This is a genomic window from Ramlibacter albus (assembly GCF_014297445.1).
Lineage (GTDB): Bacteria > Pseudomonadota > Gammaproteobacteria > Burkholderiales > Burkholderiaceae_C > Ramlibacter > Ramlibacter albus.
The window spans coordinates 151178-177504 of record NZ_JACORU010000007.1 but is presented as its reverse complement, the minus strand read 5'-3'; the positions used below and the strand labels follow the sequence as shown (position 1 = coordinate 177504).

24 protein-coding genes and 1 other RNA gene are annotated in these 26327 nt (G+C 69.5%); 15 read left to right on the top strand and 10 right to left on the bottom strand.

What is annotated here, in order from left to right:
• Nucleotides 1–2 precede the first annotated feature (2 nt).
• Nucleotides 3–2486 carry a PD-(D/E)XK nuclease family protein gene (locus H8R02_RS19210; protein ID WP_187083094.1) on the top strand — a complete coding sequence of 828 codons (2484 nt, stop codon included), beginning with the start codon at nt 3–5 and terminating at the stop codon, nt 2484–2486.
• Complete coding sequence (locus H8R02_RS19205) at nt 2483–5827, top strand: UvrD-helicase domain-containing protein (protein WP_255429424.1); 3345 nt, start codon at nt 2483–2485, stop codon at nt 5825–5827. Before H8R02_RS19210 ends, H8R02_RS19205 begins: the two co-directional genes overlap by 4 nt.
• Nucleotides 5828–5837: 10 nt before the next feature.
• On the opposite strand, the gene H8R02_RS19200 is transcribed toward H8R02_RS19205, so the two are convergent.
• The 7 genes from H8R02_RS19200 to H8R02_RS19170 all read right to left on the bottom strand — a co-directional run bounded on the left by H8R02_RS19200 (nt 5838) and on the right by H8R02_RS19170 (nt 10125).
• Nucleotides 5838–6455 carry a hypothetical protein gene (locus H8R02_RS19200; protein ID WP_187083093.1) on the bottom strand — a complete coding sequence of 206 codons (618 nt, stop codon included), beginning with the start codon at nt 6453–6455 and terminating at the stop codon, nt 5838–5840.
• 155 nt (nt 6456–6610) lie between these two features.
• Nucleotides 6611–8125: a thymidine phosphorylase family protein gene (locus H8R02_RS19195; protein WP_187083092.1), complete on the bottom strand. Its 1515-nt coding sequence runs from the start codon at nt 8123–8125 to the stop codon at nt 6611–6613.
• Nucleotides 8118–8462, bottom strand: a complete 345-nt coding sequence (locus tag H8R02_RS19190) for a TraR/DksA family transcriptional regulator (RefSeq protein WP_187083091.1) — start codon at nt 8460–8462, stop codon at nt 8118–8120. Before H8R02_RS19190 ends, H8R02_RS19195 begins: the two co-directional genes overlap by 8 nt.
• Before the next feature lie 44 nt (nt 8463–8506).
• A complete protein-coding gene (locus tag H8R02_RS19185) occupies nt 8507–9391 on the bottom strand; it encodes a ribose-phosphate pyrophosphokinase (protein ID WP_187083090.1) in 885 nt (294 codons plus the stop codon).
• Between the two features lie 12 nt (nt 9392–9403).
• Nucleotides 9404–9500: signal recognition particle sRNA small type (gene ffs / locus H8R02_RS19180), an RNA gene on the bottom strand.
• Between the two features lie 15 nt (nt 9501–9515).
• Nucleotides 9516–9821 (bottom strand): addiction module antidote protein, encoded by a 306-nt coding sequence (locus H8R02_RS19175; RefSeq protein ID WP_187083089.1) that lies wholly within the window; start codon nt 9819–9821, stop codon nt 9516–9518.
• A gap of 10 nt (nt 9822–9831) precedes the next feature.
• On the bottom strand, nt 9832–10125 hold the full coding sequence (locus tag H8R02_RS19170) for a type II toxin-antitoxin system RelE/ParE family toxin (protein ID WP_187083088.1): 294 nt from the start codon (nt 10123–10125) through the stop codon (nt 9832–9834).
• 89 nt (nt 10126–10214) lie between these two features.
• Between H8R02_RS19170 and dnaX the strand changes: the two genes are divergently transcribed.
• The 8 genes from dnaX (at nt 10215) to H8R02_RS19130 (ending at nt 17161) form a co-directional block, all read left to right on the top strand.
• Nucleotides 10215–11945, top strand: coding sequence for a DNA polymerase III subunit gamma/tau (gene dnaX, locus H8R02_RS19165; protein ID WP_187083087.1), 1731 nt, complete (start codon nt 10215–10217; stop codon nt 11943–11945).
• Nucleotides 11946–11955: 10 nt separating this feature from the next.
• A complete protein-coding gene (locus H8R02_RS19160; protein ID WP_187083086.1) occupies nt 11956–12279 on the top strand; it encodes a YbaB/EbfC family nucleoid-associated protein in 324 nt (107 codons plus the stop codon).
• A gap of 4 nt (nt 12280–12283) precedes the next feature.
• Nucleotides 12284–12880 carry a recombination mediator RecR gene (gene recR / locus H8R02_RS19155; protein ID WP_187083085.1) on the top strand — a complete coding sequence of 199 codons (597 nt, stop codon included), beginning with the start codon at nt 12284–12286 and terminating at the stop codon, nt 12878–12880.
• Nucleotides 12877–13296, top strand: coding sequence for an MAPEG family protein (locus H8R02_RS19150; RefSeq protein ID WP_187083084.1), 420 nt, complete (start codon nt 12877–12879; stop codon nt 13294–13296). The genes recR and H8R02_RS19150 overlap by 4 nt, the downstream gene beginning before the upstream one ends.
• 118 nt (nt 13297–13414) lie before the next feature.
• On the top strand, nt 13415–14461 hold the full coding sequence (locus tag H8R02_RS19145; RefSeq protein WP_187083083.1) for an ABC transporter substrate-binding protein: 1047 nt from the start codon (nt 13415–13417) through the stop codon (nt 14459–14461).
• An 84-nt stretch (nt 14462–14545) separates the two neighbouring features.
• Complete coding sequence (locus H8R02_RS19140; protein ID WP_187083082.1) at nt 14546–15505, top strand: tripartite tricarboxylate transporter substrate binding protein; 960 nt, start codon at nt 14546–14548, stop codon at nt 15503–15505.
• 22 nt (nt 15506–15527) lie between these two features.
• Nucleotides 15528–16343: an ABC transporter ATP-binding protein gene (locus H8R02_RS19135; protein ID WP_187083081.1), complete on the top strand. Its 816-nt coding sequence runs from the start codon at nt 15528–15530 to the stop codon at nt 16341–16343.
• A complete protein-coding gene (locus H8R02_RS19130) occupies nt 16340–17161 on the top strand; it encodes an ABC transporter permease (RefSeq protein WP_187083080.1) in 822 nt (273 codons plus the stop codon). The genes H8R02_RS19135 and H8R02_RS19130 overlap by 4 nt, the downstream gene beginning before the upstream one ends.
• Here the strand turns inward: H8R02_RS19130 and H8R02_RS19125 are convergent.
• Complete coding sequence (locus tag H8R02_RS19125) at nt 17158–17595, bottom strand: YXWGXW repeat-containing protein (RefSeq protein WP_187083079.1); 438 nt, start codon at nt 17593–17595, stop codon at nt 17158–17160. The genes H8R02_RS19130 and H8R02_RS19125 overlap by 4 nt on opposite strands.
• 222 nt (nt 17596–17817) lie before the next feature.
• Between H8R02_RS19125 and H8R02_RS19120 the strand changes: the two genes are divergently transcribed.
• Nucleotides 17818–18012, top strand: coding sequence for a DUF3606 domain-containing protein (locus H8R02_RS19120; RefSeq protein ID WP_187083078.1), 195 nt, complete (start codon nt 17818–17820; stop codon nt 18010–18012).
• Nucleotides 18013–18036: 24 nt separating this feature from the next.
• On the opposite strand, the gene H8R02_RS19115 is transcribed toward H8R02_RS19120, so the two are convergent.
• Both H8R02_RS19115 and gloB read right to left on the bottom strand, forming a co-directional pair.
• The gene (locus tag H8R02_RS19115; protein WP_435531288.1) at nt 18037–19563 is read right to left on the bottom strand and encodes a transglycosylase SLT domain-containing protein; all 1527 of its coding nucleotides are present in this window, start codon (nt 19561–19563) and stop codon (nt 18037–18039) included.
• Complete coding sequence (gloB, locus tag H8R02_RS19110; RefSeq protein WP_187083077.1) at nt 19560–20333, bottom strand: hydroxyacylglutathione hydrolase; 774 nt, start codon at nt 20331–20333, stop codon at nt 19560–19562. The genes H8R02_RS19115 and gloB overlap by 4 nt, the downstream gene beginning before the upstream one ends.
• Between gloB and H8R02_RS19105 the strand changes: the two genes are divergently transcribed.
• From H8R02_RS19105 to H8R02_RS19090, 4 genes are all read left to right on the top strand, one after another.
• A complete protein-coding gene (locus H8R02_RS19105) occupies nt 20332–21108 on the top strand; it encodes a class I SAM-dependent methyltransferase (RefSeq protein WP_255429423.1) in 777 nt (258 codons plus the stop codon). The genes gloB and H8R02_RS19105 overlap by 2 nt on opposite strands.
• A gap of 16 nt (nt 21109–21124) precedes the next feature.
• On the top strand, nt 21125–21571 hold the full coding sequence (gene rnhA, locus H8R02_RS19100) for a ribonuclease HI (RefSeq protein ID WP_187083076.1): 447 nt from the start codon (nt 21125–21127) through the stop codon (nt 21569–21571).
• Nucleotides 21572–21686: 115 nt separating this feature from the next.
• On the top strand, nt 21687–23090 hold the full coding sequence (locus H8R02_RS19095) for an efflux RND transporter periplasmic adaptor subunit (protein WP_187083075.1): 1404 nt from the start codon (nt 21687–21689) through the stop codon (nt 23088–23090).
• A gap of 22 nt (nt 23091–23112) precedes the next feature.
• Nucleotides 23113–26265 (top strand): efflux RND transporter permease subunit, encoded by a 3153-nt coding sequence (locus H8R02_RS19090; RefSeq protein ID WP_187083074.1) that lies wholly within the window; start codon nt 23113–23115, stop codon nt 26263–26265.
• The last annotated feature ends 62 nt before the right edge of the window (nt 26266–26327 follow it).

Below are 26327 nucleotides of genomic sequence, written 5' to 3'. Positions count from 1 at the left end.
CTATGGATGCGATAGCGCAAACTCATCAGCGGCTGGCGCTGCTCATCGCGGACCGCCGCGCGCACGCGGCGCGCACGGTCGTCGTCCTTCCCTTCGCCCAGCTCATCGCCGTCGCGCGGCGGGAGTGGTCGCGCGTGCGGCCCACCGGCTTCGCGCCGCGCTTCGAGACGCTGCGCAACTGGGCCGGCGCGGGCGCGTTCGAGCCGGGCGAGCTGGACTTCGCGTTCGACCGCGGGCGGGACCTGCTGACGGCGCGTTCGCTGCTCGGCTCCGCGGGGCTCGAAGCGCGTGCGGAGGCGCTCGCGCCGATGCTCGTCGACACCGCCCAGCAACTCGCCGGGCTTGCGGCCGCCGTGCTGCCGGGCCGGCGCGCGGCGTGGGCGGCGCAGGCGCGTGCGGCCGTGCTGCAGGACCTCGCGGGGCAGCCGCTGCAGCTGGAGGCCGCGGTGGCCCACGTGGCGATCGAGTGGGTTGCGGCGTCGGCGTATGAAACGGATGCGTTGCTCGCGCCGGGTGCGCTCGATGAGGTGGACCTGCTCGTCGTGCTGCAGGGTGTGCAGCCGGAGCCGCTGCTGGAAACGTTGCTGGACGTGGCGGGGGACAAGGGTGTTGCCTGGCCGCTGGCCGTGGCAGCGCCGCGCGGCCGGGTCGCACTGCATCCCGCGCGCGACGCGGCGGAAGAAGCCGAGCGCGCTGCCGCTTGCGTCTTGCGCCACGTTGCCGAGGGCCGCGTGCCGGTGGCGCTCGCGGCAACCGACCGCGTACTCACGCGCCGCATCGCGGCGCTGCTCGCGCCCGCCGGCCTGCGCATGCGCGACGAACAAGGCTGGAAGCTGTCGACCACGCGCAGCGCGGCGAGCGTGATGGCCTTGCTGCGGTCTGCCGCGTGGGACGCTGCGACGGACGATGTGCTCGACTGGCTCAAGCACGCGCCTGCCGTCGCACCGGGCACGGTGCTCGGGCTGGAGCGGCGCGTGCGCCGCGCCGGGGTGCGCGAATGGCGGTCGCTCCGCGAGGATGATTGCGGTGAGTCGGCGGCGCTGCGCGAGTTGCTGGTGCGCGTGAGTGGCTGGCGTGAATCGATGTCGTCCGGGCGGCCGCTCGCGCAATGGCTGTCCGCACTGCGCGAAGTACTGCAGGCGACCGGCCAGCTCGCGAAGCTGCGCATCGACGACGCGGGCATGCAGGTGCTCGATGCATTGCGGCTCGGCGCCGCCGCCGAGGACGACCTCGCGCGCCTCTCGCAGGCCGGCCGCAGGCTTTCCGCGGGCGAATTCCGATCGTGGGTGGACGAAGTGCTGGAGGCCGAGAGCTTCCGCCCGCCCGCTGCACCCGACGCACAGGTGGTCGTGCTGCCCTTCACGCAGACGCTGGGCCGGCCTTTCGCCGCGCTCGTGCTGCCCGGTTGCGACGAGCGGCGGCTGCCCGCATCGCCGGACCCTGCGGGTGCCTGGACGCCGCAGCAGCGTCGTGCACTCGGGTTGCCGTCGCGCGAAAAGATCGAGGCCGCGCAGCGCGCCGCGTGGGAGCAGGCGCTGCAGGTGCCGCACGTCGACGTGCTCTGGCGCCAGAGCGACGAGCGCGGCGAGCCGCTGCTCGCGAGCCCGCTCGTGCAGCTGCTTCGGCTCGAAGGCGCCGAAGACGCCGGCGATGCGCGCGAGCTGCGCAACGTGGATCCGGCCCCGGTCGCGCGACCGCAGCCGCAAGCGACGGTGCTCCCCGTGGACACGATCTCCGCCAGCGCCTACGAAGACCTGCGTCGCTGCCCCTACCGCTTCTTCGCCATCCGCCAGCTGGGGCTGAAGGAGGCGGAGGAGCTCGACACCGAAGTGGACAAGCGCGACTTCGGCAACTGGGTGCACAAGGTGCTGCGCCGCTTCCACGAGCAGCTGCGCGATGCAGGCGAGCCGGCCGATGGGCGTGCGGCGCTGCTGGATCGCGTCGCGGCCGACGAGCTCTCGCGCTTGCGAGTGGAAGAGGGCGAGTTCCTGCCTTTCCAGGCGGGCTGGCCGGGGGTGCGCGATGCGTACCTCGCGTGGCTGGCGAAGCACGAGGCCAAGGGTGCGCGCTTCGTCGAAGCCGAAAGCGAGCATCGCGTCGCGCTGGGCGACGTCGCGCTCTTCGGCTACATCGACCGCATCGACGCGCTGCCGCAGGGGCGGCTCGTCATCGATTACAAGACCGAGGGCGAGACGGCGACCAAGGATCGGATGAAGGACCCGATCGAGGACACGCAGCTCGCGTTCTACGCCGCGCTGCTCGATGCCGACGACCTGTCCGCGGCCTACCTCAATGTCGGCGAGCGCGGGCGGATCACCGAGGTGGCGCATCCGTCCATTGCCGGAGCACGCGAGCTGCTGCGCGAAGGCATCGCCACCGAGCTCGCACGCATTGCCTCGGGCGCGGCGCTGCCTGCGCTGGGCGAAGGCGCTGCCTGCGAGTTCTGCGGCGCGCGCGGCTTGTGCCGGAAGGACTCCTGGTCATGACCGGTGCGCAGCCGATGCCGCAAGGACGCCCTGTCACGGGCACCGCCGCCTACGAACACAACGGGCGCCACGTGGGCCGCACGCGCTTCTACGAGATCGCGTGCGACCCGAGGCGCAGCGTGGCCGTCGAGGCCTGCGCCGGCGCGGGCAAGACGTGGATGCTGGTCTCGCGCATCGTGCGTGCGCTGCTCGCGGGCGCGCGGCCGCACGAGATCCTCGCGATCACCTTCACCAAGAAGGCCGCGGGCGAGATGCGCGAGCGGCTGCACGACTGGCTGGAAGCCTGGTCGCGCGCGCCGGTCGAAGCGCTCGCGAAGGAGCTCGCGCTGCGCGGGCTGCCGGGTGCGGACACAGCGACCTGCGAGAAGCTGCGCGGGCTGCATGCCGCGTTGCTGTCGGCGGGCCGGCCCGTGCAGGTACGCACATTCCACAGCTGGTTCGCCGCGCTCCTGGGCGGCGCACCGCTGTCGCTGCTGGAGCAGCTGGGCCTGCCGTCGCGCTACGAACTGCTGCTGGACGACGGCGAGGCCGTGGCGAAGGTCTGGCGGCGCTTCCATGTCGCAGTGGCGGCGGACGCGAGTGCGCGGGCCGACTACGAAGCTTCGGTCGCCACCTCCGGCCGGTTCATGACGCAGAAGGCGCTGGCGACGGCGCTTTCCAAGCGCGTCGAGTTCGCGCGGGCCGACGACCACGGCGCCGTCGCAGGCGCCGTGAAAACGATGGCCGAGCAGTTCCCGCAGTTCGCCGCCGCCTTTGGCGAGCGCCGAGCCGAAACGTCTTCGGGCAGCGCCGAGGGCGCCGGCTTCGGCGCCGTGCTCACGCTTGCACCGGTGCGCGCGATGTTGCTCGATGCGGCAAGGGTCCTTGGCGGCGCCAGCGCCCAGAGCTTCGCGGCGCGCGGCGCCGAACTCGAGCGTGCCGTGGCCGCGGGAGACGTCGAAGGCGTCCTCTCCGCGCTCCTCACCGACAAGTACCTCCCGCGCAAGTTCAACGACACGCTCGCGAGCACGCCCGAAGTGCGCCAGGCGCAGACGCTTGCGCGCGAGATCTACGCCGCGCGTTGCCAGCACGAAGCCTGGCTGCACCACGAGCGCACCACACGCCTCGCGCGCATCCTGCTGCGCGAGTTCGCCGCGCTCAAGCGCGAGCACGGCTGGATCGACATGAACGACGTGGAGCGCGCGGCGCTGGAGATGCTCTCCAACCCCGTGCTCGCCGGCTGGATCCAGGAGCGGCTGGACCAGCAGGTCAAGCACCTGCTCGTCGACGAGTTCCAGGACACCAACCCGATGCAGTGGCAGGCGCTGCACGAATGGCTCGCGAGCTACGCGGGCGCGGGCGGTACTGCGCCCAGCGTGTTCGTCGTGGGTGACCCCAAGCAGAGCATCTACCGCTTCCGCCGCGCCGAGCCGCAGGTGTTCCGCGCGGCGCAGGCGTTCATCGTCAACCAGTTGCAGGGCGACCGGCTCAGTTGCGACCACACCTATCGCAACGCACCGGCGGTGCTCGACGCCGTGAATGAAGTGTTCCGCGCGGCGCAGGGCGGCTTCGAGTACGAGGGGTTTCGTGCGCACACGACCGAGTCGTCGCAGCAGGGCGCCGTGGCCTGCCTGCCGCGCATCGCCCGGCCGCCGCGCGCGGCTGCAGGTGCGGCGGATGACCCGCTCGAATGGCGCGATAGCCTGACCGTGCCGCGCGAGACGCCGGAGGAGAGGCTGGTCACGCTGGAGTGCCGGCAGGCCGCGCAGTGGATCGCCGGCGAGCTCGCCAACGGCGCGAAGCCGGGCGACTTCATGGTGCTCGCGCGCAAGCGCGACCGTCTGCGCGAGCTGGACATCGAGTTGCGCGCGCTGCACATCCCCGCCCAGCAGCCGGAGAACACCGACCTGTGCGAGGCGCCGGAGGTGCAGGACCTGGCTGCGCTGCTCGACGTGCTCGTCACGACGAGCCACGATCTCTCGCTGGCGCGCGCGCTGAAGTCGCCGCTGTTCGGGGCGACGGATGACGACCTCGTCGAGCTCGCGTTGCTCGCGCGCCGCGCCCAGGAGAGTGGCCCGCCGCAGTCCTGGTTCGAGCTGCTGCAACGCGCCGGCACTTCCGACGCCGCCGATCCCGCCGGCGCACAGGCGCCTGGCGTGTTGCCGCCCGCGCTCCAGACCGCGCGCGACGCGCTCCTTCGCTGGAAGTCCTGGGTCGACACATTCCCCCCGCACGACGCGCTCGAGCGCATCTACATCGACGGCGACGTGCCGGCCCGCTTCGCCGCAGCCGCCCCCGCGCCGCTGCGCAACGTGACGCTCGCCAGCCTGCGCGCGTTGCTCGGTGCCGCGCTGCAGGTCGATGGCGGCCGCTACCTCACCCCGTATGCGTTCGTGCGTGCGCTCAAGGCCGGCGGCATCGAAGGCCCTTCTGTCGCGGCGGAAGACGTGGTGCGCCTCCTCACGGTGCACGGCGCCAAGGGCTTGCAAGCGCCCGTCGTGCTGCTGCTCGACACCGACGGCGCGCCGCCGCCCGGCGAAACCATGTCCGTGCTCTGCGAATGGCCGGGCGAGGCGCCCGCCCCATGGCGCTTCGCCTTCATCGCGAGCGAATCGCGCCCGCCCAGCTGCAGCGAAGATGCGCTGCGCGTCGAGCAGGAAGCGCGGCGCCGCGAAGAGCTCAACGGCCTCTACGTGGCGATGACGCGCGCCGAGCGCCTGCTGGTCGTCTCGTCCATCGAGCCGCACCGGCGCGAGCAGACGACGTGGTGGGACCGCTTGCAGCCGCTTGCGCATGAGCTGCCCGCGCCGGGCGACGCAGTCGTCGCCACCCCGGCCATCGAGCGGCCCATCGAGCTGCGAGTGCTGCCGAGCATCGAAACCACGCCGGCCGCGGCGCCGGTGGACGACGAGGACAGCGACATCGCCCGCTTCGGCCGCGCGATGCACCGTTTGCTCGAATTCGCCGTCGGCGGCCAGTCAGCCTTCGCGCCGTCACGCCTGCGCCGCGTCGCGCGCGAGTTCGGGCTCGATGCTGCCACGATGGACCGGGCGGTGACGATGGCGCAGCGCATCCTCGCCGGCGAGGGCGCCTGGGCGTGGGATGCGAATGCGATCGACTGGCACGGCAACGAGGTCGCACTGTTCCACGAAGGTGAACTGCTGAGGCTGGACCGGTTGGTGCGCCGCCGCGGCGGGGAGTGGTGGGTGCTCGACTACAAGTCGGCGGCTTCGCCGCAGCGGCAGCCCGAGTTGCTGGCCCAGCTGTCGCGCTACCGCGCGGCCGTGCTGGCGTCGAACCCGGGCTCTTCCGTGCGCGCGGCCTTCCTGACGGGCGCGGGCAGCCTCGTCGAGGTGCCCTGAGCCCTTCGAATCAGAACTTCTTGCGGTAGTACACCATCGCCCCGCCGTCCTTGCGCTTGAGCGAGATGCGCGCGCCATTCTCCAGCTGCACGCCGAGGAAGCCCTTGTCGGCGACGAGGCCCGAGCGGTTGCCGCCGCTGAGGTTCAGCTCGACACGGGCCATGTAGGTTGGCATCTGCCGCTGCTGCACGAGCGTCATCGCGTCCGGCTGCGAGGGCACGCGCCGCCAGGCGGTGAAGTCCACCTGGTAGTTGCTGTCGGTGGTGTGGCGCCAGGTCAGGCCGACGTCGAAATTCAGCGACGGCGTGGGCTGGCCCGCGAGCGGCATCTGCGGCTGGAAGCCGCTCATGCCCAGCGCGAGGCCGAACGAGCGGCGTGGCGGGATGACGGTGAGGTCCAGCCGCGGGCCGCTCGTGCCGCTATCCAGCCCTTCGAGGCGCGGGAAAGCGCTGCGCGTGACCTCGATGCGCGGCAGGCTTTCGCTGCGCGCCGCGAGGGCTGCAGTTTCCACCGACGCCATCACCGGGTCCGCCTGCTGCGCGAGCGCAGTCTGGCACGCAGCGCAGGCGGCAGCCAGCGCCAGCAGGCGGTACTTGACTCCAATCTCCCTGTTCTTCGTGGCCTTCATGGCTCACCTCCCGACGCCGTTACCTGTGCAGCGTGTGGAGCGAAGAATAGGCAATGGTTCAAGGCCACCCTGTCAGCGGTTGCTTATCTTTACTGTCGTCCGCCGGCCGGAAGGGCGTGCGCGCCCGGCGGTCGGGCCTGTGGGCCGCCAACGCATCAGTCGTCCCCGCCAACGAGAACTACGTCACACTGAGTATCGGCGTACGCGAGCGCGTAAGCAAGCGCGCCCGGCGAGCCGGCATGCACCGTGAACAGCGCTTCGCCGCGCTCCACGAAGCGGCCCACGTTGGCGTGCAGTTCCAGGCCGGCGCATGGCGTCTTGGGCGCGCCGGCGAGCTTGGCGATGCGCGCGATGCGCCGGTTGTCGATGGCGACGACGTGGCCGCTGCGCGCGGATACGACATCGCGCCTGTGCGTGGCCAGCGTCGGTTCTGCGAAGCCGCCTTGCGCTTCGCAGATTTCGAGGAACTTGCGCCAGGCGCCGCCCGTCGCGAGCGTGCTCGCGGCCGATGCAGCCCCCGTGCCGGCCGAAGCGATGCCGCCGAATTCCAGCAACTCGCCGGCCAGCAGCAGCGACCGCTGCGCCAGGTCGCGCGGCGCGCCCGCGTCGCCGCGCAGCACCGCGAGCACGTCGCGCGCTTCGAGCGCGGGGCCGATGCCGCGGCCCACGGGCGCGTTGCCGTCGGTTTCGAGCACGCGCACCTGCAGGCCGATGGCCCGTGCGACATCCTGCAGCAACTGCGAGAGCGAGCGCGCGGCATCGCTGCTGCGCACCTTGGCCGTGGGGCCGACCGGCATGTCGATGAGGACGTGCGTGGAGCCCGCGGCCGCCTTCTTCGACAGCACGGACGCCGCCAGCTGCGAGCCGCTGTCGAGGTCCAGCGGCCGTTCCACGCGGATCAGCACGTCGTCCGCCGGTGAGAGGCGCACCGAGCCGCCCCAGACGATGCAACCTCCAGTGGCTTCCACCACGCGGCGGATCGCGGGGACGTCCAGCGCGACCGGGGCCACGGTTTCCATCACGTCCGCGGTCCCTGCCGGGGAGGTGATCGCGCGCGACGAGGTCTTGGGCATGCGCAGGCCGCACGCCGCCGCGATCGGCACCACGATCATCGTCGTGCGGTTGCCGGGCAGGCCGCCCACGCAATGCTTGTCCATGACGCGGCCGGGGCCCCAGTCGATGGTTTCGCCCGCGCCCACCATGGCGCGCGTGAGGGCAACGGTTTCGCGCAGGTCGAGCCGGTTGCCGGCGCAGGCCGTCACGAAAGCGGCGAGCTGCAGGTCCGAGTACAGGCCCTGGGCGACGTCGCGCACCACCTCCGCGATGGCCGCGTCGCTGAAGGGGCGGCCGTACACCTTGGCGCGCACGTGGCCGAGCGACTCGATCGGCGGCGGGTGCGCGAGCTGCACCTCGGCGCCTTCGGGCGCGCCCAGCAGGCGCCATGCGGCTTCGGAGAGGCCCGCTTCGCCGCCGGTGATGAAGTCCGCGTCCACCACGTTCAGCGTCGCGACGATGCGATGCCCTTGCCACGACACCGCCACGCGCGATTGCGCCTCGAAGCCTTCGGACTGGCACACGGGGCAGTCGCGGCGCATGAAGAGCACCGGCTCCTGGTAGGTGTCGATGCGCATGCGGCGCGCCCGCAGCGGCGCGCTCGCCGGCTCAGCCATCGCCGGCAGCCTTGTGGCGCTGCTCGCAGGCCTTGCAGCGAGCGGCCGTGGGTACGGCAAGCAGGCGCTCGTCGGCGATGGGCCCACCGCATTCGATGCAGTCGCCGTAGGTGCCCAGGTGCATGCGCCGGCGGGCGGCGAGGACGAGGCGCAGCTCGTCGCTCGCGCGGTGGTCGAGCGCTTCCAGCAGGGCGACCTCGCGGTCGTGCCCGGCCAGGTCCTCGAAGGTGTCCACCTCGTGCGAGATGGCGTCGTGGTGTGCGGCCAGCTCCAGGCGCAGCTCGGCTTCGCGGCGCGCGAGTGCCTGGGCGGTTCGGGCGAGCAGGTTCGCATCCATGCTCCCACTCTGCGCCGCGGGCCGCGCAGCGGAGTTGATGGAGCTCAAGCGGCGAGCATGCGTCGCAGGGCGGGCGCGACCAGGTGCGCGACGGGTATCGCGTTGGTGGGGTGAGGGATGGTGTCGCAGGTGACGACGCGTTGCACGCCGGCGACCGTCATGGCGTCGACCGCATCGTCGGCGAACACCGCGTGGACGGCCACGCACAGCGGCGCGGACAGCCCGAGCCGTTTGAGGGCCTGCGCCGCGGCCGCGATGGTGCGGCCGGTGGAGATGATGTCGTCGACCAGCACCGGCGTGTGGCCGGCAGCGTGTGTTGCGTCTTCCAACGTGACGCTCACGTCGCGGTCGCCGCGGCGCTGCTTGGTGAGCACGGTGCAGGGTGCGCCCGCGAGCCGCGCGACTTCGGCGGCCCATTGCCGGCTTTCTTCATCGGGGCCGACGAGCAGCGGGTTTGTGACGTTGGCTTTGACCCATTGCGCAATGGCGGGTGCGGCCGCGACCACTTCGGTGGGGATCGTGTAGATCTGCGAGAGGCTGTGCCAGCGGTGCAGGTGCGGGTCCACCGTCACGAGGAAGTCGAGGCAGCCGGAGAGCAGGCGCGCGTAGCTGATCGACGTGATCGCTTCGCCGGGGCGAAAGCGTGCGTCCTGGCGCATGTAGGGCAGGTAGGGCGTGACGAGGCCGATGCGCTTCGCGCCGAGTTCGCGCGCGGTTTCGGCGGCGAAGAGGAGCGGGAGCGTTTTTTCGTCGGCGGGGTGGATGCTGCCGGCGAAGACGACGTCGCGGCCATTCACGTCGGCGAGGAGCCGCACGAGGTGCTCGCCGTCGGGGAAGTGGTGCGATGCAAGGTCGGAAGTTTCGGCGCCGAGCTCGGCGGCGAGAGCGGTGGCGATGTGCGTGCCGCCGGGGAGGGTGACGATGAGCATCGAAGCGAAGAAGTTGACGAGCCTTACCCCCGGCACTGGCTCCACAGTTAGGGCTGCTTGGTTCCCCACCTGACCCGGTTGGCCGCTTCACCATGCGGGGAGGCCCGTCACCAGCGATTGTAGGCTACGCGTGGACCGGCAATGCGACGAGGCGGACACCCAACGCCGCGCAGACTCGGCTCACCGTGTCGAACCGCGGCGCACTGTCCGGCCGCAATGCCTTGTAGAGCGCTTCGCGGGTCATACCGGATGACTTGGCAATCTCCGACATTCCACGCGCGCGAGCAATGTCACCCAATGCGGCTGCCAGGAGACCGGCGTCGCCGGCCGCGAGTATGTCGGTCAGGTAGGCAGCGATCGCTTCTTCGCTGTCGAGGTACTGGGTGGGGTCGAACTCGGGAAGGTCTTCCGCCTTGATGCGCTTGCTCATTTCCTACTCCTTACTCAAGCAATGCCGCCAGCGCCTTCGCGCGCTTGATGTCTGCCGCCTGCGTGCGCTTGGTGCCGCCCGCCAATAGCACGACAAGGTCTTCTCCACGGATCGTGTAGTAGATCCGCCAGCCTGCGCCTACATGGATGCGCAGTTCGAGAACACCGTCGCCGACCGGACCACAATCGCCCGGCAACCCACGTTCCAGCCGCTTGAGGCGAGCCACCAGGATGCCTCGGACCGCCTTGTCGCGCAGCCGGCTCAGCCACCGGGTGAATTCGGGCAGTGGCCGGAGTCGGAACATTGGTTCGACTGTAATCGAGCGATTACAAACGGTCAAGTCTGGCAGGAGGAGCGCGAGGCGTCACGCCGCGCCCCACTAGAATCGCCGCGATGTCTTACGTCGTGCTCGCCCGCAAATACCGCCCGCGCACCTTCTCGCAGATGGTCGGGCAGGAGCACGTCGTGCGCGCGCTCGGCAACGCGCTCGCGCAGCAGCGGCTGCACCACGCCTACCTGTTCACCGGCACGCGCGGCATCGGCAAGACGACCGTGTCGCGCATCCTGGCCAAGTCGCTCAACTGCCAGGGGCCGGACGGCAACGGCGGGATAACGGCCGAGCCGTGCGGCGTGTGCCAGGCGTGCCTGGACATCGACGCGGGCCGCTTCGTGGACTACACCGAGCTCGACGCGGCGTCCAACCGCGGCGTGGACGAAGTGCAGTCGCTGCTGGAGCAGGCCGTCTACAAGCCCGTGCAGGGCCGCTTCAAGGTCTTCATGATCGACGAAGTGCACATGCTCACCGGGCACGCGTTCAACGCGATGCTCAAGACGCTGGAAGAGCCGCCCGAATACCTGAAGTTCGTGCTCGCGACGACCGACCCGCAGAAGGTGCCGGTGACGGTGCTCTCGCGCTGCCTGCAGTTCAACCTGCGGCCGATGGCGCCGGAGACGGTGCACGAGCACCTCGCGCACGTGCTGCAGTCCGAAGGCGTGCCTGCCGACGATGCGGCGCTGCGGCTGCTGTCGCGCGCGGCGCGTGGGTCGATGCGCGACGCTCTCTCGCTGACGGACCAGGCGATCGCGTTCGGCGGTGGCGAGCTGCGCGAGCCGACGGTGCGGCAGATGCTTGGGGCGGTGGATCGCAGCCATATGTTCCGCCTGATCGAAGCATTGGCGCAAGGCGACGGCAAGACGGTTGTCGAGACCTCGGACGCGCTGCGCGAGAACGGCCTGAGCGCCGGCTCGACGCTCGAAGAGATGAGCGCGGTGCTGCAGCGCATGGCGGTGGTTCAGGCGGTGCCTTCGGCGGCCGATACGTCCGATCCGGAATCAGCCGAGATCGCGAGGCTCGCGCAGTTGATGCCTGCGGACGAGACGCAGCTGCTGTACAGCATCTGCCTGCATGGGCGCACCGAGCTGGGGTTGGCGCCGGACGAGTACGCGGCGTTGACGATGGTGTTGCTGCGGCTGCTGGCGTTCAAGCCGGGGAGCGTGGCTCAAAAAAAAACTTTGAATGAGCCTGCACGGGTGGCCGCGCCGGCTGTGGCCGCCGAGGTCAAGCCGGCTGCAGCGCCGCCGGGCCGCGTGTTGCCGGTGGTGGATCCCGCGCCGCGCAGCGATGGACCCCGGGTCAAGCCCGGGGTGACGGGTGCTGCGTCAGAAGTGGTGAGCGTGCCTGTGCGAATGGCGCCGGAGCCGAGGGAGACGGCAGCACCCGCGCCGGTCGTTCCCACCGAAGAGGGCAACTTCTGGTTCGACCTCGTGCAGCGCCTCGTCGCCGAAGAAGCCATCACTGCGCTCGTGCGCGAACTCGCGCTGCAATCCCAGCTGGTCGCCCGCGACGAAGGCCACTGGATGCTGCGCGTGGAGCGCGAATCGCTCAACCAGCCCGCCAGCCGCGAGCGCCTGAAGAACGCGCTGCGCGCGGCCGGGCACGACGTGGAGCTCAGCGTGGAAGTGGGCGCAGTGCACGACAGCCCCGCACGGCGGCTTGCCGAAGCCGCGGCCGAGCGGCAGCGGGCCGCCGAGCAGATCATTTACGCCGACGACTTCGTCCAGCGGATGATGCGCGACTTTGGCGCGAAAATCGTCCCTGGAAGCATCAAACCGACAAGACACTGAAGGAAGCACCATGTTCAACAAGGGACAGCTCGCCGGCCTCATGAAGCAGGCCCAGGCCATGCAGGACAACCTGAAGAAGGCACAGGAAGAGCTCGCCCTCATCGAGGTCACCGGCGAGTCCGGCGCCGGCCTCGTGAAGGTCACCATGACCTGCAAGCACGACGTCAAGCGCGTCGCCATCGACCCCAGCCTGCTCGCCGACGACAAGGACATGCTCGAGGACCTCGTCGCCGCCGCGTTCAACGCCGCGGTGCGCAAGGCCGCCGAGACCACCGAGGAAAAGATGGGCAAGCTCACCGCGGGCCTGCCGCCGGGCATGAAGCTGCCGTTCTGAGCCTTTGGCAGACAACAACTCACTCAACGCGCTGATCGAGGCGCTGCGCCGCCTGCCCGGCGTCGGCGTGAAGTCCGCCTCGCGCATGGCCTTCCACATGCTGCAGCACGACCGCGAGGGCGCGCAGCTGCTCGCGCAGGCGCTGCAGCAGGCCGCAACGCGCATCCGCCACTGCAACATGTGCCACACCTTCACCGAAGGTGAGGTGTGCGGCACATGCCTAGACGCATCGCGCGACCGCACGAAGCTGTGCGTCGTGGAGACACCCGCCGACCAGGCGGCGGTGGAGCGCACGGGCGCCTTCAAGGGCCTCTACTTCGTCCTCATGGGCAAGCTGAGCCCGCTGGACGGCATCGGGCCCAAGGACATCGGCGTGTCCAAGCTGTTCTCGCGCGCGACTCAGGGCGAGGTGCAGGAAGTGATCCTCGCCACCAATTTCACCGCGGAGGGCGAGGCCACCGCGCACGTGCTGGGCGAGGCGCTCAAGCAGCGCGGGCTGAAGGTCACGCGCCTCGCACGCGGCGTGCCCGCGGGCAGCGAACTCGAATACGTGGACCTGGGGACCATCGCGCACGCGCTCGTCGACAGAAGGGAAAAATGAGCACGATCTACGTCCGTTTCACCGTCGCCTACTGGTGCGTGCTGCTCGCGGCGCTGATGCCGTTCGTCTGCACCTGGATCGCGAAGTGGCCGCTCGTCGGCAAGCGGCGCAGCGAAGGCGGCTACGACAACGCGGACCCGCGCGGCTGGCTCGCGAAGCAGACCGGCTGGAAGGCGCGCGCCAACGCCGCGCAGGCCAATTGCTTCGAGGCGCTGCCGTTCTTCATCGGCGCGGTGATCATCGCCCACCAGCTGGGCGCGCCGCAGACATTGCTGGACATCCTGGCGCTGCTGTTCGTGGTGCTGCGCATCATCTACGTGGTGATGTACGTAGCGGGCCTGCCCACGGTGCGCAGCGGCATCTGGGCGCTGGCCCTCCTCGTGAACATAGGTATTCTTTTCATCGGCTACAAGTAGGCCCGGCGTGGCCCAGTGAAAACCCGGAAAGGAAAAACCCGCAAGGGGTGTTCCTGATGCGGCCGCGCGGTGCGCTGACTAACCTTGCTGCATTGCAGCAGTCAGGCAGGGCACCACAATGAAAAACAGCACTCTCACCCGACGGACCTTCACCACCGCGGCGCTTTGCGGCGCCGCCGTTCTCGGCGTACCGATCGTGCGCGCGCAGGCCAAGCTCGAGAAAACGAAGATCGCGCTCGCGGTCGGCGGCAAGGGCGCGTTCTACTACCTGCCGCTGACCATCAGCGAGCAGCTCGGTTACTTCCGCAACGAGGGGCTCGACGTCGAGATCTCCGACTTCGCGGGCGGCGCTCGCTCGCTCCAGGCGCTGGTGGGCGGCTCCGCCGACGTGGTGGCCGGTGCGTACGAGCACACCATCAACATGCAGAGCAAGAACCAGTTCATCCAGTCGATCGTGCTGATGGGCCGCGCTCCGCAGATCGCTTTCGGCGTCTCGCCCAAGGCCGTCCCCAACTACAAGGGTGTGGCCGACCTGCGAGGCAAGAAGATCGGCGTCACCGCGCCGGGTTCGTCGACCAACATGGTGGCCAACCTCGTGCTCTCGCGCGCGGGCATCAAGGCCAACGACGTGAGCTACGTCGGCGTCGGCACGTCGGCGGGCGCGCTCACGGCGCTGCGTTCGGGCCAGATCGACGCCATGAGCAACGTCGACCCGGTGATGACGATGCTGGAGCAGAAGGGCGACGTGAAGATCATCAGCGACACGCGCACGCTCAAGGGCACGCACGAGGTCTTCGGCGGCCCGATGCCCGCGGCCTGCCTGTACACGCACGCGGAGTTCGTGCAGAAGAACCCCAACACCTGCCAGGCGCTGGCTAACGCCATCGTGCACGGCCTGAAGTGGCTGCAGACGGCGGGGCCCAGCGACATCATCAAGACGGTGCCGGAGTCCTACCTGCTGGGCGACCGCGCGTTGTACCTCGCGTCCTTCAACAAGGTGCGCGAAGCCATCGCGCTGGACGGCATGCTGCCGGAAGAGGGCGCGAAAACGGCGTTGCGCGCGCTGGCCAGCTTCGAGCCGTCCGTGAAGGCGGACAAGATCGAGCTGTCCAAGACGTACACCAACGAGTTCGGCCGCCGCGCGAAAGAGAAGTTCAAGGCCTAGGGAAACACCCGAGGGACCTGACAGGCGTTCGACAGGTCGGCCGTCGACCATCGCTCCACCTGGAGGAACCCAGGAGGAGAAACCATGCGTCGCGACACCTTCCTCAAGACACTCGCAGCGGCGGCCGCGGCCGGCGCGCTGCCCTTCGGCGCCAGGGCGGCGCCCGTGCTGAAGATGATGATCCCCGCCAACCCGGGCGGTGGGTGGGACACCACCGGCCGCGCGCTCGGCAAGGCCATCCTCGACGCGAAGGCCGCGGACAACGTCCAGTACGAGAACAAGGGCGGCGCGGCGGGCGCGCTGGGCCTGGCGCAGTTCGTCGGCGCGAGCAAGGGCGACGCCAACGCGCTGATGATGATGGGCGCGGTGATGGTGGGCGGGCAGATCACCAACAAGCAGCCGGTGTCGCTGCAGCAATGCACGCCGCTCGCGCGCCTGACGAGCGAATACAACGTGTTCGTCGTGCCGGCCGCGTCGCCGCTGAAGACGATGAAGGACGTCGTCGCGCAGCTCAAGGCCGACCCGGGCAGCGTCAAGTGGGGCGGCGGCTCGCGCGGCTCCACCGAGCACATCTCGGCGTGCATGCTCGCGCGCGCGGTGGGCGTGGACCCGAAGAAGGTGAACTACGTCGCCTTCCGCGGGGGCGGCGAGGCCGTCTCGGCCATCCTCGGCGGCAACGTCACGGTGGGCGGCAGCGGCTACAGCGAGTTCGCGGAGTACATCGCGGCCGGCAAGATGCGCCCCATCGGCGTCACGTCGCAGAAACGCCTGCCGGGCATCAACGTGCCCACGATGAAGGAGCAGGGCTACGACGTGGTGCTGGGCAACTGGCGCGGCGTGTACGGCGCGCCCGGCATCTCGGCGGAGCAGCGCGCGGCGCTGGTCGATGTCGTGCAGAAGGCCACGAAGACCAAGGCCTGGCAGGAGGCGCTGGACAAGAACGGCTGGACGCCCGCGTGGGTGACGGGCAAGGAGTTCGAGGACTTCGTGGAGTACGAGTTCTCCAGCCTGCGCGCGATCATGTATTTGTCCGGGATGGTCTGAGTTTGCTAACCTAGCGCGCCATATGCAGTATGACGCGCTGGAGTTGGACCAGGTCACCGTCACTTTCCGCTCGCCGCAGGAAAACGGCGAGCGCTACACCGCCGTCGCCGGCACCACCCTGAAGGTGCGTGCCGGCGAATTCGTTTCGGTGGTGGGGCCCACGGGCTGCGGCAAGTCCACGCTGCTGAACGTGGCCGCGGGGCTGCTGGAGCCCTCGGCGGGCGACGTGCGCGTGTTCGGCGAGCGCCTCGCGGGCATCAACCGGCGCGCGGGCTACATGTTCCAGCAGGACGCACTGATGCCCTGGCGCAGCGCGCTGGACAACGTGATGGTCGGCCTGCAATACCGCGGCCTGCCGGATGCGGATGCGCGTTCGCAGGCGCAGGCGTGGCTGGAACGCGTGGGCCTCGGCGGGTTCGGCGACCGCTACCCCCACCAGCTCTCCGGCGGCATGCGCAAGCGCACGGCGCTGGCGCAGGTGCTGGCGCTGGACCCGGACATCATCCTGATGGACGAGCCGTTCTCCGCGCTGGACGTGCAGACGCGGCAGCTGATGGAAAACGAGGTGCTGGCGCTGTGGGCCGCCAAGCGCAAGGCAGTCCTCTTCATCACCCACGACCTCGATGAAGCCATAGCGATGAGCGATCGCGTGGTGGTCCTGTCCGCGGGCCCGGCCACGCGGCCGATCGGGGAGTTCGAGATCGACCTGCCGCGCCCGCGCGACGTGGCGGAGGTGCGCACGCATCCGCGCTTCGTCGAACTGCACTCGCAAATCTGGGCGGTGCTGCGCGACGAGGTGCTCAAGGGCTACGCGCAGCAGCTGAAGAAGGCCGCATGACGAGCAAGTCCTTGCGCTGGTGGCAAGGCGGCGTGCTCGTCGCGGTCTTCGTCGCATGGCACCTGCTGTCGCGGAACGAACAGACCGCCTTCTTCATCGGCGAGCCGATCAAGGTGGCGGGGCGGATCTGGTCGTGGTTCCTGCCGGTCGAGGTGGCACCTAATGCGCTGTTCCCCGAGGGGCTGCCCGGCCGCGCCGACATCTACGTGCACCTGGGCATCACGCTGCTGGAGACGGTGCTCGCGTTCTTCTTCGGCACGGTGCTGGGCCTGGTGTTCGGCCTGTGGCTCGCGCTCGCGCCGATGGCCAGCGCGATCCTCGACCCCTACATCAAGGCGCTGAACTCGATGCCGCGCGTGATCCTCGCGCCGATCTTCGCGCTGTGGTTCGGCCTCGGCATCTGGAGCAAGGTGGCGCTGGCGGTCACGCTGGTGTTCTTCATCGTGTTCTTCAACGTCTACCAGGGCGTGCGCGAAGTCAGCCCGGTGATCCTCGCCAATGCCCGCATGCTCGGCGCGAACCGCAGGCAGCTGCTGCGCACGGTGTACCTGCCCAGCGCGACGAGCTGGGTGTTCTCCAGCCTGCACACGTCGGTGGGCCTGGCCTTCGTGGGCGCGGTGGTGGGGGAGTATCTCGGCAGCGCGCGCGGTGTCGGCTACCTGATCCTGCAGGCCGAGGGCACGTTCGACGTCAACACCGTGTTCGCGGGGATCGTGGTGCTGACGGCGTTCGCGCTCGCGCTCGATGCGCTGGTGGGGCGCATCGAGCGCAGGCTGATGAAATGGCAGCCTCGCCAGGGCGAGGCCGAGAAGCTTTAGCTTCGGTTCGGGTTGTTCGGGAACCGGTCTTCCCGGTTCATCACGCCGTCACCGTCGTTGTCGCGGCGGCCCCAGCCGTATTGGCGGCCGCCGTCGTCGCGGTTGTCCCAGCCGTATTGCCGGCCGCCGCCACGGCGCCAGTGGCCTTCGATGAAGGTCCACGAGCCGTCAGGGCGCTGTTCCCAGCGGGCCTGTTCCCAGACCATGCCGCGGCGCTCGCCCTGCCAGTGGCCGGGGATCCAGCGGTACTGGTCGCCACGCCAGGCATAGTGGCCTTCCACCCACACGCGGCCGGCGCGCGGCGCGGGCACCACTTCCACGCGAGGCGCCGGCGGCGCTTCGGTGATCACGATGGCCGGGGCGGCGGTGGCGACGGTGGCGCCCATCCACGAGCAGGCAGCCAGCGCGGCCGCCAAGAGGGTCATGCGTTTCATGTGAAGAACTCCTTTCAGTCCTGATGGCGAAAGGGTGCCCTGCCGCACGGCCGAGGAGCATCGGACAGGGCCTGTCAAGCAGGTGGGAGGCGTCCGGCGGGCCGTTGCTAGTTTTTTTGTAGCGGCGTAGGAGCCGGATTACCAATTGTTGCGGGCATGGCGTTCAGCCGCGCTGCGGCCTCGCGCGTCCAATGGACATGAACACGAAAAGGGGAGCCGGAAATGGCGTATGTCTTTGAAACGCTGCCGGCCGATCGCAGCCGCATCGAGATTGCCGATCCGCTGGAAGTCCGCTGGTGGGCTGGCCGTTTCGGCTGCAGCGAGGAGCACCTGCGCGAAATCGTCGAACGCGTCGGCACCAATGCCGCGCAGGTGGAGCGCGTGATCGACGGCAGCGACGAACTGTTGCAGCTGTAGCTCGGCGGCGGGACCGCGAGGCGCCTATCGCTTCTTCGCGGGGGCCTTCTTCGCGGGCGCCGCGGCCTTGCGCACCGGGGCCTTCGCCGAAGCACGAACCACACCCTTTTGCGGCACGCGCACGGCCTGCCGCGTTGCCGCGCGCACCGGCAGGTGCAGCACCACCTGCTGGCCCGGCTTGAAGTGCGCCTGCGCACTCAACCCGTTCCATTCGGCCACCTGCGCCGGCGCGAGCTTGTAGCGGTGCGCGATGCTGCCCACCGTGTCGCGCTTGCCGGCCTTGATGACCGTGCGCCGCGTGACGATCTCCGGCGCCAGGCTCAGTTGCGCGTTGTCCGCCACCTGGCTCGTCACGTCCTGCTGCGCGCTGCCGCTGCGCGGCACGATCAGCACGGAGCCGCTCTTGATGATCATGCGCGGCGGGATCGTGTTCACCGCGCGCAGGTCGTTCTCGGTCATGCCCACGCGCCGCGCCGCATCGGCCACGCTCATGTTCGCGGGCACGCTCCAGGCCGTCCAGCTGGCGAGCTTGCCTTCGCTGTACGCGTCGAAGTTGCGCTTGAAGACCGCGGCGTTGTCCCAGGGCAGCAGGATCTCCGGCGTGCCGGCGGCCAGGATCACCGGCCGGTTGTGCTGCGGGTTCAGCGCCTTGAAGTCGTCCAGGTTCACGTCCGCGAGCCGCGCGGCCGTCACCACGTCCATGTCGCGCGCGAGCTTCACCGTCTGGAAGTACGGGTGGTTGTCGATGACGGGCAGCTCCGCGCGGAACAGCTCCGGCGTGTTGACGATGTTCTTCACCGCCTGCAGCTTGGGCACGTAGTTGCGCGTCTCGTTGGGCATGTTCAGGTCGAGGTAGCCCGTGCCCAGGCCCGCCTTCTGGTTGCGGTCGATCGCGCGCTTGACGTTGCCTTCGCCCCAGTTGTACGCGGCCAGCGCCAGGTGCCAGTCGCCGAACATGCCGTACAGGCGCTGCAGGTAGTCCATCGCGGCGCGCGTGGACTGCAGCACGTCGCGGCGGTCGTCGCGGAAGTGGTTCTGCTTGAGGTCGAAGTCCTTGCCCGTGGCGGGCATGAACTGCCACATGCCGGCCGCGCGCGCGCTGCTCACGGCCTGCGGGTTGAACGCGCTCTCGATGAAGGGCAGCAGGGCCAGCTCCGCCGGCATCTGGCGGCGCTCCAGCTCCTCGACGATGTGGAACAGGTACTTGCGCGAGCGGTCCGCCATGCGCTGGATGTAGTCCGGCCGCGAGGCGTACCACTGCTCCTGCTGACGTACCAGGTCCGTCTCGAGGTTGGGCATCGCGTAGCCGCGGCGGATGCGCTCCCACAGGTCCGCGGGCGGCTGCGACGTGGTGACCGAGCGCGAGCGCACCTCCTCCGTCGTCACCGGGCTGAGCGGCCCGCTCGGGTACGCGGCCGGCGCCTGCGCCTGCGCGCTGCGCGGCTTCTCGTCGTAGGTCATCTCCACCTTGTCGGAGACGGTCGGGGCTGTGGCGACGCAACCCGCCAGGGCGGAAAGCACGCCCACGGCGGCAACAAGGCGCAGGTTCATCTGAATTCGTTCTTCCATTGTCGGACGGCGGCGAACACCGCCACTTCATCGTCCGGGTCGGCACCACTGTGGGCCTGGGCGGCTTTCGCCACCTCGGGCTCACCCGAGCGCAGGAACGGGTTGATCCTGCGCTCCTGCGCGATGCTCGAAGGCAGCGTGGGCTGCCCCTGCGCGCGCAGCTCCTCGCAGCGCCTGCGGTATTGGACCAGCTCTTCGTTGCCGGGCTCAACCGCCAATGCAAAGTTCAGGTTACTCAGCGTGTATTCGTGCGTACAGCACACGCGCGTGTTTCCGGGCAACGCGGCGAGCTTGCCCAGCGAGCCGTGCATCTGCGCCGGGGTGCCTTCGAACAGGCGCCCGCAGCCGCCGGAGAAGAGGGTGTCGCCGCAGAACAAAAGCGGCTTGCCGTCCATGTCGTCGCAGTAGTACGCGATGTGCCCGGCGGTGTGCCCGGGCACGTCGATGATGCGAAAGCGCAGGCCCAGCACCTCGATCTCGTCGCCTTCGGCCAGGCGCGTGAGCGGCTCGGGGATCTTCTCGCGGGCAGGCCCCCACACGGGAGCGCCGGTGGCGTTTCGCAATTCATCGACGCCGCCGATGTGGTCCGGATGGTGGTGGGTGACTAGAATCGCTGCCAGTTGCAGGCCGTGCTCGCGCAGGTACTGCGCCACCGGCCTGGCGTCGCCGGGATCGACCACGAGGGCCCGCTGTCCGTCGTGCAACAGCCACAGGTAGTTGTCCTGGAAGGCGGGCAGCGGGATCAGATTCATGAGCGACCAGATTATAGAAATGCAGCAGTGGTTCGAAACCCCGCCGGGCAGGTACCTGCTCGATTGGGAGCGGGCCGAGTTCGACGCCGCGGTGGCCGACATCTTCGGCTATCACGCGGTGCAATTGGGGCTCGGGGCCACCGATTTTTTGTCGACGAACCGCATGCCGCACCAGTGGCTGGTGCTGGACCGGCCCACGCCGGGTGCGCAGCCGTCGTTCTATGCCGACTTCGCCGCGCTGCCTTTCGAGGAGAACAGCGTCGACCTCGTCGTGCTGCCGCACTCGCTGGAACTCAATGCGGACCCGCACGCGACGCTGCGCGAAGTGGGCCGCGTGCTGGTGCCCGAGGGCAAGGTGGTCATCTGCTGCCTGAACCCGGCCAGCCTCTGGGGCCTGCGCCAGCGCCGCGCGCACATCTACCAGCGCCTCGGCTTCGGCGAGCTGTTCCTGCCCGACGCGGGCGAGTTCATCGGCTACTGGCGTCTGCGCGACTGGTTGCGGCTGCTGAGCTTCGAGGTCGAATCCTCCAGCTTCGGTTGCTACCGCCCCGCCATCTCCAGCGAAAAGTGGCTCAACCGGTACGAGTGGATGGACCGGCTGGGCGAGCGCTGGTGGCCCATCTTCGGCGCTGTGTACTTTCTGGTGGCAGTCAAACGTGTGCGCGGGGCCAAGCTCATCGGCCCTGCGTGGAAGACGTCCAAGTCCATCGCCACGGCGCCCATGCCCATCGCCAACCGGCGAACCCACAAGCGCAGGCCCGGCCTGCACCTCTGAACCCCTGACCTCCTGAATGACACAAGTCGAGATCTACACGGACGGGGCCTGCAAGGGCAACCCCGGGCCCGGCGGCTGGGGCGTGCTGCTCAAGTCCAACAACACCGAGAAGGAGCTGTACGGCGGCGAGCGCAGCACGACGAACAACCGCATGGAGTTGCTCGCGGTGATCCGCGCGCTGGAGGCGCTCAAGCGCCCGTGCGCCGTGACGCTGTACCTCGACAGCCAGTACGTCCTCAAGGGCATCACCGAGTGGCTGCCGGGGTGGAAGGCCAAGGGCTGGCGCACGGCGTCGAAGCAGCCGGTGAAGAACGCGGAACTCTGGCGTGAGCTGGACGCTCTGTTGACTGAGGGTGGCCACGTCGTCGACTGGCGCTGGGTGCGCGGCCACACGGGCGACCCCGGCAACGAGCGCGCGGATGCGCTGGCCAACCTGGGTGTGCAGCAAGCGCTACAGCGTTAGCTTGCCAACAGGTGGTAAAGGGGGCGTAAAGCGGCCCTCGGTGCTACATTGGGAGATTGCATTGCGTTACATCAAGAAGAACGCGCTCTCCCCAACCTGACGGACCGGCATTTTCATGGCTTCGAAGGCAATCTATATCGCGGTGGCCGCCGCGGGCATCGGCGCTGCATCGGGCGCGGCCTGGTGGTGGCAGAACAAGCCCGCGAAACCCGCGGGCGAGGCAGCCGCGGCACCCCTCGCTCCCACCGGCAGCGCCGCTGCCGCATCGGGCGCGGGTGGCGCCGGCGGCGGCGCCCAGCGTGCACCGGCCGTGGAAGTGGCTCGGGTCGAAGCCCTCAAGCTCACGGACGACGCGCAAGCCGTGGGGTCCCTGCGTTCGCGCCAGGGCGTGATGATCCGCCCCGAGGTGAGCGGGCGCGTCACCCAGCTCAATTTCCGCGACGGCGACCGCGTGCGCCGCGGCCAGCTGCTGGTGCAGCTGGACGACCAGCTGCCGGTCGCGCAGTTGAAGCAGGCCGAGGCCGAGCTCTCCATCGCCCGCGCCAACCACAAGCGCAACCAGGAGCTGCTCGCGCAGAACTTCATCAGCGCCCAGCGCGTGGACGAGAGCGCGGCCAACCTGCAGGTGGCCGAGGCCAAGCTGGCCCTCGCGCGCGCCACGGTGCAGCGCCTGCGCATCCTCGCGCCCTTCGACGGCATCACCGGCATCCGCAGCGTCAACGTCGGCGACTACCTGAAGGACGGCGCCGACGTGGTGAACGTCGAGGACATGGAGGCGCTGTTCGTCGACTTCCGCCTGCCCGAGCGCTTCCAGGTGAAGCTGCGCAAGGGGCAGGCCGCGCTGGTGGACGTGGACGCGCTGCCCGGCCGCCGCTTCCAGGCGCAGGTGCAGGCCGTCGACCCGCTGGTGGACGCCAACGGCCGCTCCGTCGGCGTGCGCGCGTGCATCGACAACCGCCAGCTGCTGCTGCGCCCCGGCATGTTCGCGCGCGTGACGGCCGTGTTCGGCCAGCGCGACGACGCCAAGGTCATCCCCGAGGAGGCGCTGGTGCCGCAGGGCGGCCGCGTGTTCGTCTACAAGTTGATCGACGGCCCGGACCAGGACACGCGCACCGCGCAGCGCATCGAGGTCAAGACCGGCATCCGCCAGCCGGGTCGCGTGGAAGTGGTGCAGGGCCTGAACGTCGGCGACATGGTCGTCACCGCGGGCCAGCAGCGCATCCAGCGCGACGGCATGGCCGTGCGCGTGCTCGACGCGGGCAAGGGCGGCGCCGTGGTCGCGTCGTCCAACGCGGGCGGTGCGCCTCGCAGCACGTCGGCCGCGGCGGCCGTCGTGCCTTCGCCGGAAGGCCGCAACCCCTGCGGCACGTCGCTGGCCGATGCCACGGCCACCGGCTCGCCCGAAGGCACCAAGGGCGGCGGCGCCCGGCCGTCGGCGCCACGGCCCGAGGACGCGAAGGCGGGCAACGGCAGCGGCAGCGCACGCCGGGCCAGCGCGCCGCGCCCGGCCGGCGCCTGAGGCGAGCGAGAGGACGAGAGCCATGCAACTGCCCGAGATTTCCATCCGGCGGCCGGTGTTCGCCACCGTGCTGTCGCTGCTGGTGCTGCTGGTCGGCGCCGTCAGCTTCTTCCGCCTCGCCGTGCGCGAGTACCCCAAGATCGACGAGCCGGTGGTCACCGTGAGCGTGCGGTACCCGGGTGCCTCGGCCGAGGTGATCGAGTCGCAGGTGACCAAGCCGCTGGAGGACTCCATCGCGGGCATCGACGCGGTGGACGTCATCACCTCCATCAGCCGCGCCGAACAGAGCCAGATCTCCGTGCGCTTCCGCCTCGAGAAGGACGCCGACGCCGCGGCCGCCGAGGTGCGTGACCGTACCTCGCGCGTTCGCAACCGCCTGCCGCAGGCCATCGACGAGCCCGTCATCGCCAAGGTGGAGGCCGATGCCTTCCCGGTGATCTGGCTGGCGTTCACGAGCGACACGCTCAGCCCGCTGCAGATCAACGACCTGCTCAACCGCATCGTCAAGCCGCGCCTGCAGACCGTGACCGGCGTCGCCGACGTGCGCATCTTCGGCGAGCGCAAGTACGCCATGCGCGTTTGGCTGGACCCGGACAAGCTGGCCGGCTACCGCCTCACGCCGCAGGACATCGAGGACGCGGTGCGCCGCAGCAACCTCGAGCTGCCCGCGGGCCGCATCGAGAGCCAGCAGCGCGAGTTCAGCGTCACGTCGCAGACGGACCTGTGGCGGCCGGGCCAGTTCGCCGAGATCGTGGTGAAGAACGTCAACGGCTTCCCGGTGAAGATCCGCGACGTGGCACGGGTGGAAGAGGGCGCCGCCGACGAGCGCAGCGCGGTGCGCCTGAACGGCCGGCCGGCGCTTTCGGTGGGCGTGATCCGCCAGGCCACGGCCAACCCGCTGACCCTGTCGCAGGGCGTGCGGGACATGCTGCCCAAGCTCAAGCAGGACCTGCCGCAGGACGTGCTGGTGGACATCGCCAACGACAACTCGCTGTTCATCGACCGCTCGGTGAAGAACGTGTTCCGCACCATCACCGAGGCCATCGTGCTGGTGGCGCTGGTGATCTTCGTCTTCCTGCGCACGGTGCGTGCGTCGATCATCCCGATCGTGACCATCCCGGTGTCGCTGATCGGCACGTTCGCGATGATGGCGCTCTTCGGCTTCACCATCAACACGCTCACGCTGCTGGCGCTGGTGCTGGCCATCGGCCTGGTGGTGGACGACGCCATCGTGATGCTGGAGAACATCTTCCGGCACATCGAGGAGGGGCTGGACCCGTTCTCGGCGGCCATCAAGGGCGCGCGCGAGATCGGCTTCGCGGTGATCACGATGACGCTCACGCTGGTGGCCGTGTACGCGCCGCTCGCGTTCACGCCGGGCCGCACGGGCCGGTTGTTCGTCGAGTTTGCGCTGGCGCTCGCGGGCTCGGTGCTGGTGTCGGGCTTCGTCGCGCTGACCCTCACGCCGATGATGTGTTCGCAGCTGCTGCGGCACAACCCCAACCCGAGCTGGTTCGACAGCCACATGGAGAAGTGGCTCACGCAGCTGACCAATGGCTACGAGCGCGTGCTGCGCTGGGTGGTGACGGCGCGCTGGGCGTCGCGCACCGGGGACACCGTCGCCGCGTGGAGGCCGAAGCTGCTGCAGGCGCGCTGGCTGGTGATCGCCGGCATGGCGCTTGTCGCGGCGACCATTGCGCTCGTGTGGCCGACGATGAAGTCGGAGCTCTCGCCGCTGGAAGACCGTGGCGTGATGCTCGCCAACATCAACGCGCCCGACGGCGCGACGCTGGACTACACCAACCGCTACGCCACCACGCTGGAGAAGCTGGGGCAGCAGTACAAGGAGTTCGACCGCATCTTCGTGAACATCGGCAACCCCACCGTGTCGCAGGGCAGCGTGGTTTACCGCGCGGTCGACTGGGAGAACCGCGAGAAGACGACGCTGCAGATGGCGCGCGAGATGACGCCGAAGCTCGGCAGCCTCGCGGGCATCAACGCCTTCATCATCACGCCGCCGTCGCTGGGGCAGGGCTTTCGCGACCGGCCGCTGAACTTCGTGATCCAGACGTCCGACAGCTACGAGAACCTCAACCGCACGGTGCGGCAGATCCAGGACGAGATCGCGAAGAACCCGGGCATCCAGGGCGTGGACGTGGACCTGCGCCTGAACAAGCCCGAGCTGCGCATCCAGGTGGACCGCGAGAAGGCCGCGGACATGGGCGTCAGCGTCGAGGTCGTCGCCAAGGCGCTGGAGACCACGCTGGGCGGGCGGCAGGTGACGCGTTACAAGAAGGACGCCGAGCAGTACGACGTGATCATCCAGAACCGCGCGAGCGGCCGCACCACGCCGGAGGACATCGACAGCATCAACGTGCGCGGCCGCGGCGACACGATGATCCCGCTGTCGGCGCTGGTGAAGGTGAGCGAGAGCGTGAGCCCGCGCGAGCTGAACCACTTCGGCCAGCGGCGCTCGGCCACCATTACCGCGAACATCGCGCCCGACTATTCGCTGGGCCAGGCGCTGCAGTTCATGGAGCAGACCGCGGCCAAGGTGCTCAAGCCGGGCTACACGACGGACCTGAACGGCACTTCGCGCGAGTTCCGCAATTCGCAGGGCGCGCTGGCCATCGTGTTCGTGCTGGCGCTGCTGTTCATCTTCCTGGTGCTGGCCGCGCAGTTCGAGAGCTTCGTGGACCCGTTCGTGATCATGCTGTCGGTGCCGCTGTCGATGGTGGGCGCGCTTCTGGCTCTCAAGTGGTCGGGCGGTTCGCTCAACGTGTATTCGCAGATCGGCCTGATCACGCTGGTGGGCCTGATCACCAAGCACGGCATCCTGATCGTCGAGTTCGCCAACCAGCTGCGCGAGCAGGGGCTGGAGATGGTGGACGCGCTGGTGAAGGCCGCGTCGCAGCGCCTGCGCCCGATCCTGATGACCACCGGCGCCATGGTGCTCGGTGCCGTGCCGCTCGCCTTCGCGCACGGCGCGGGCGCCGAGAGCCGCCAGCAGATCGGCTGGGTGATCGTCGGCGGCATGTCGCTGGGCACGCTGCTCACGGTGTTCGTCGTGCCGACGATGTACACCCTGTTCGCGCGGCGCGAGGTGCCCGGCGCGAACAAGAAGGAAGCGCTGGACCAGCCGGCCGAGCATCACGGGGACCTGGTCGCGAAGTAGGCAGCCTGTTCAACACTGTTTGACAGGGGCCGGCCGGCCCGATAGACTGTTGAACAGTTGTT

Bases quoted from the DNA above. Each gene is read 5' to 3' on its own strand.
- H8R02_RS19130 (WP_187083080.1), top strand. From the start codon at position 16,340: ATGACGAGCAAGTCCTTGCGCTGGTGGCAAGGCGGCGTGCTCGTCGCG.
- H8R02_RS19135 (WP_187083081.1), top strand. From the start codon at position 15,528: ATGCAGTATGACGCGCTGGAGTTGGACCAGGTCACCGTCACTTTCCGC.
- rnhA (WP_187083076.1), top strand. From the start codon at position 21,125: ATGACACAAGTCGAGATCTACACGGACGGGGCCTGCAAGGGCAACCCC.
- H8R02_RS19210 (WP_187083094.1), top strand. From the start codon at position 3: ATGGATGCGATAGCGCAAACTCATCAGCGGCTGGCGCTGCTCATCGCG.
- H8R02_RS19150 (WP_187083084.1), top strand. From the start codon at position 12,877: ATGAGCACGATCTACGTCCGTTTCACCGTCGCCTACTGGTGCGTGCTG.
- H8R02_RS19200 (WP_187083093.1), bottom strand. From the start codon at position 6,455: ATGAAGGCCACGAAGAACAGGGAGATTGGAGTCAAGTACCGCCTGCTG.
- H8R02_RS19125 (WP_187083079.1), bottom strand. From the start codon at position 17,595: ATGAAACGCATGACCCTCTTGGCGGCCGCGCTGGCTGCCTGCTCGTGG.
- H8R02_RS19145 (WP_187083083.1), top strand. From the start codon at position 13,415: ATGAAAAACAGCACTCTCACCCGACGGACCTTCACCACCGCGGCGCTT.
- gloB (WP_187083077.1), bottom strand. From the start codon at position 20,333: ATGAATCTGATCCCGCTGCCCGCCTTCCAGGACAACTACCTGTGGCTG.
- H8R02_RS19185 (WP_187083090.1), bottom strand. From the start codon at position 9,391: ATGCTCATCGTCACCCTCCCCGGCGGCACGCACATCGCCACCGCTCTC.
- H8R02_RS19160 (WP_187083086.1), top strand. From the start codon at position 11,956: ATGTTCAACAAGGGACAGCTCGCCGGCCTCATGAAGCAGGCCCAGGCC.
- H8R02_RS19115 (WP_435531288.1), bottom strand. From the start codon at position 19,563: ATGAACCTGCGCCTTGTTGCCGCCGTGGGCGTGCTTTCCGCCCTGGCG.
- H8R02_RS19105 (WP_255429423.1), top strand. From the start codon at position 20,332: ATGAGCGACCAGATTATAGAAATGCAGCAGTGGTTCGAAACCCCGCCG.
- H8R02_RS19170 (WP_187083088.1), bottom strand. From the start codon at position 10,125: ATGTTCCGACTCCGGCCACTGCCCGAATTCACCCGGTGGCTGAGCCGG.
- H8R02_RS19195 (WP_187083092.1), bottom strand. From the start codon at position 8,125: ATGGCTGAGCCGGCGAGCGCGCCGCTGCGGGCGCGCCGCATGCGCATC.
- H8R02_RS19095 (WP_187083075.1), top strand. From the start codon at position 21,687: ATGGCTTCGAAGGCAATCTATATCGCGGTGGCCGCCGCGGGCATCGGC.
- H8R02_RS19205 (WP_255429424.1), top strand. From the start codon at position 2,483: ATGACCGGTGCGCAGCCGATGCCGCAAGGACGCCCTGTCACGGGCACC.
- H8R02_RS19140 (WP_187083082.1), top strand. From the start codon at position 14,546: ATGCGTCGCGACACCTTCCTCAAGACACTCGCAGCGGCGGCCGCGGCC.
- dnaX (WP_187083087.1), top strand. From the start codon at position 10,215: ATGTCTTACGTCGTGCTCGCCCGCAAATACCGCCCGCGCACCTTCTCG.
- H8R02_RS19090 (WP_187083074.1), top strand. From the start codon at position 23,113: ATGCAACTGCCCGAGATTTCCATCCGGCGGCCGGTGTTCGCCACCGTG.
- H8R02_RS19175 (WP_187083089.1), bottom strand. From the start codon at position 9,821: ATGAGCAAGCGCATCAAGGCGGAAGACCTTCCCGAGTTCGACCCCACC.
- H8R02_RS19190 (WP_187083091.1), bottom strand. From the start codon at position 8,462: ATGGATGCGAACCTGCTCGCCCGAACCGCCCAGGCACTCGCGCGCCGC.
- H8R02_RS19120 (WP_187083078.1), top strand. From the start codon at position 17,818: ATGGCGTATGTCTTTGAAACGCTGCCGGCCGATCGCAGCCGCATCGAG.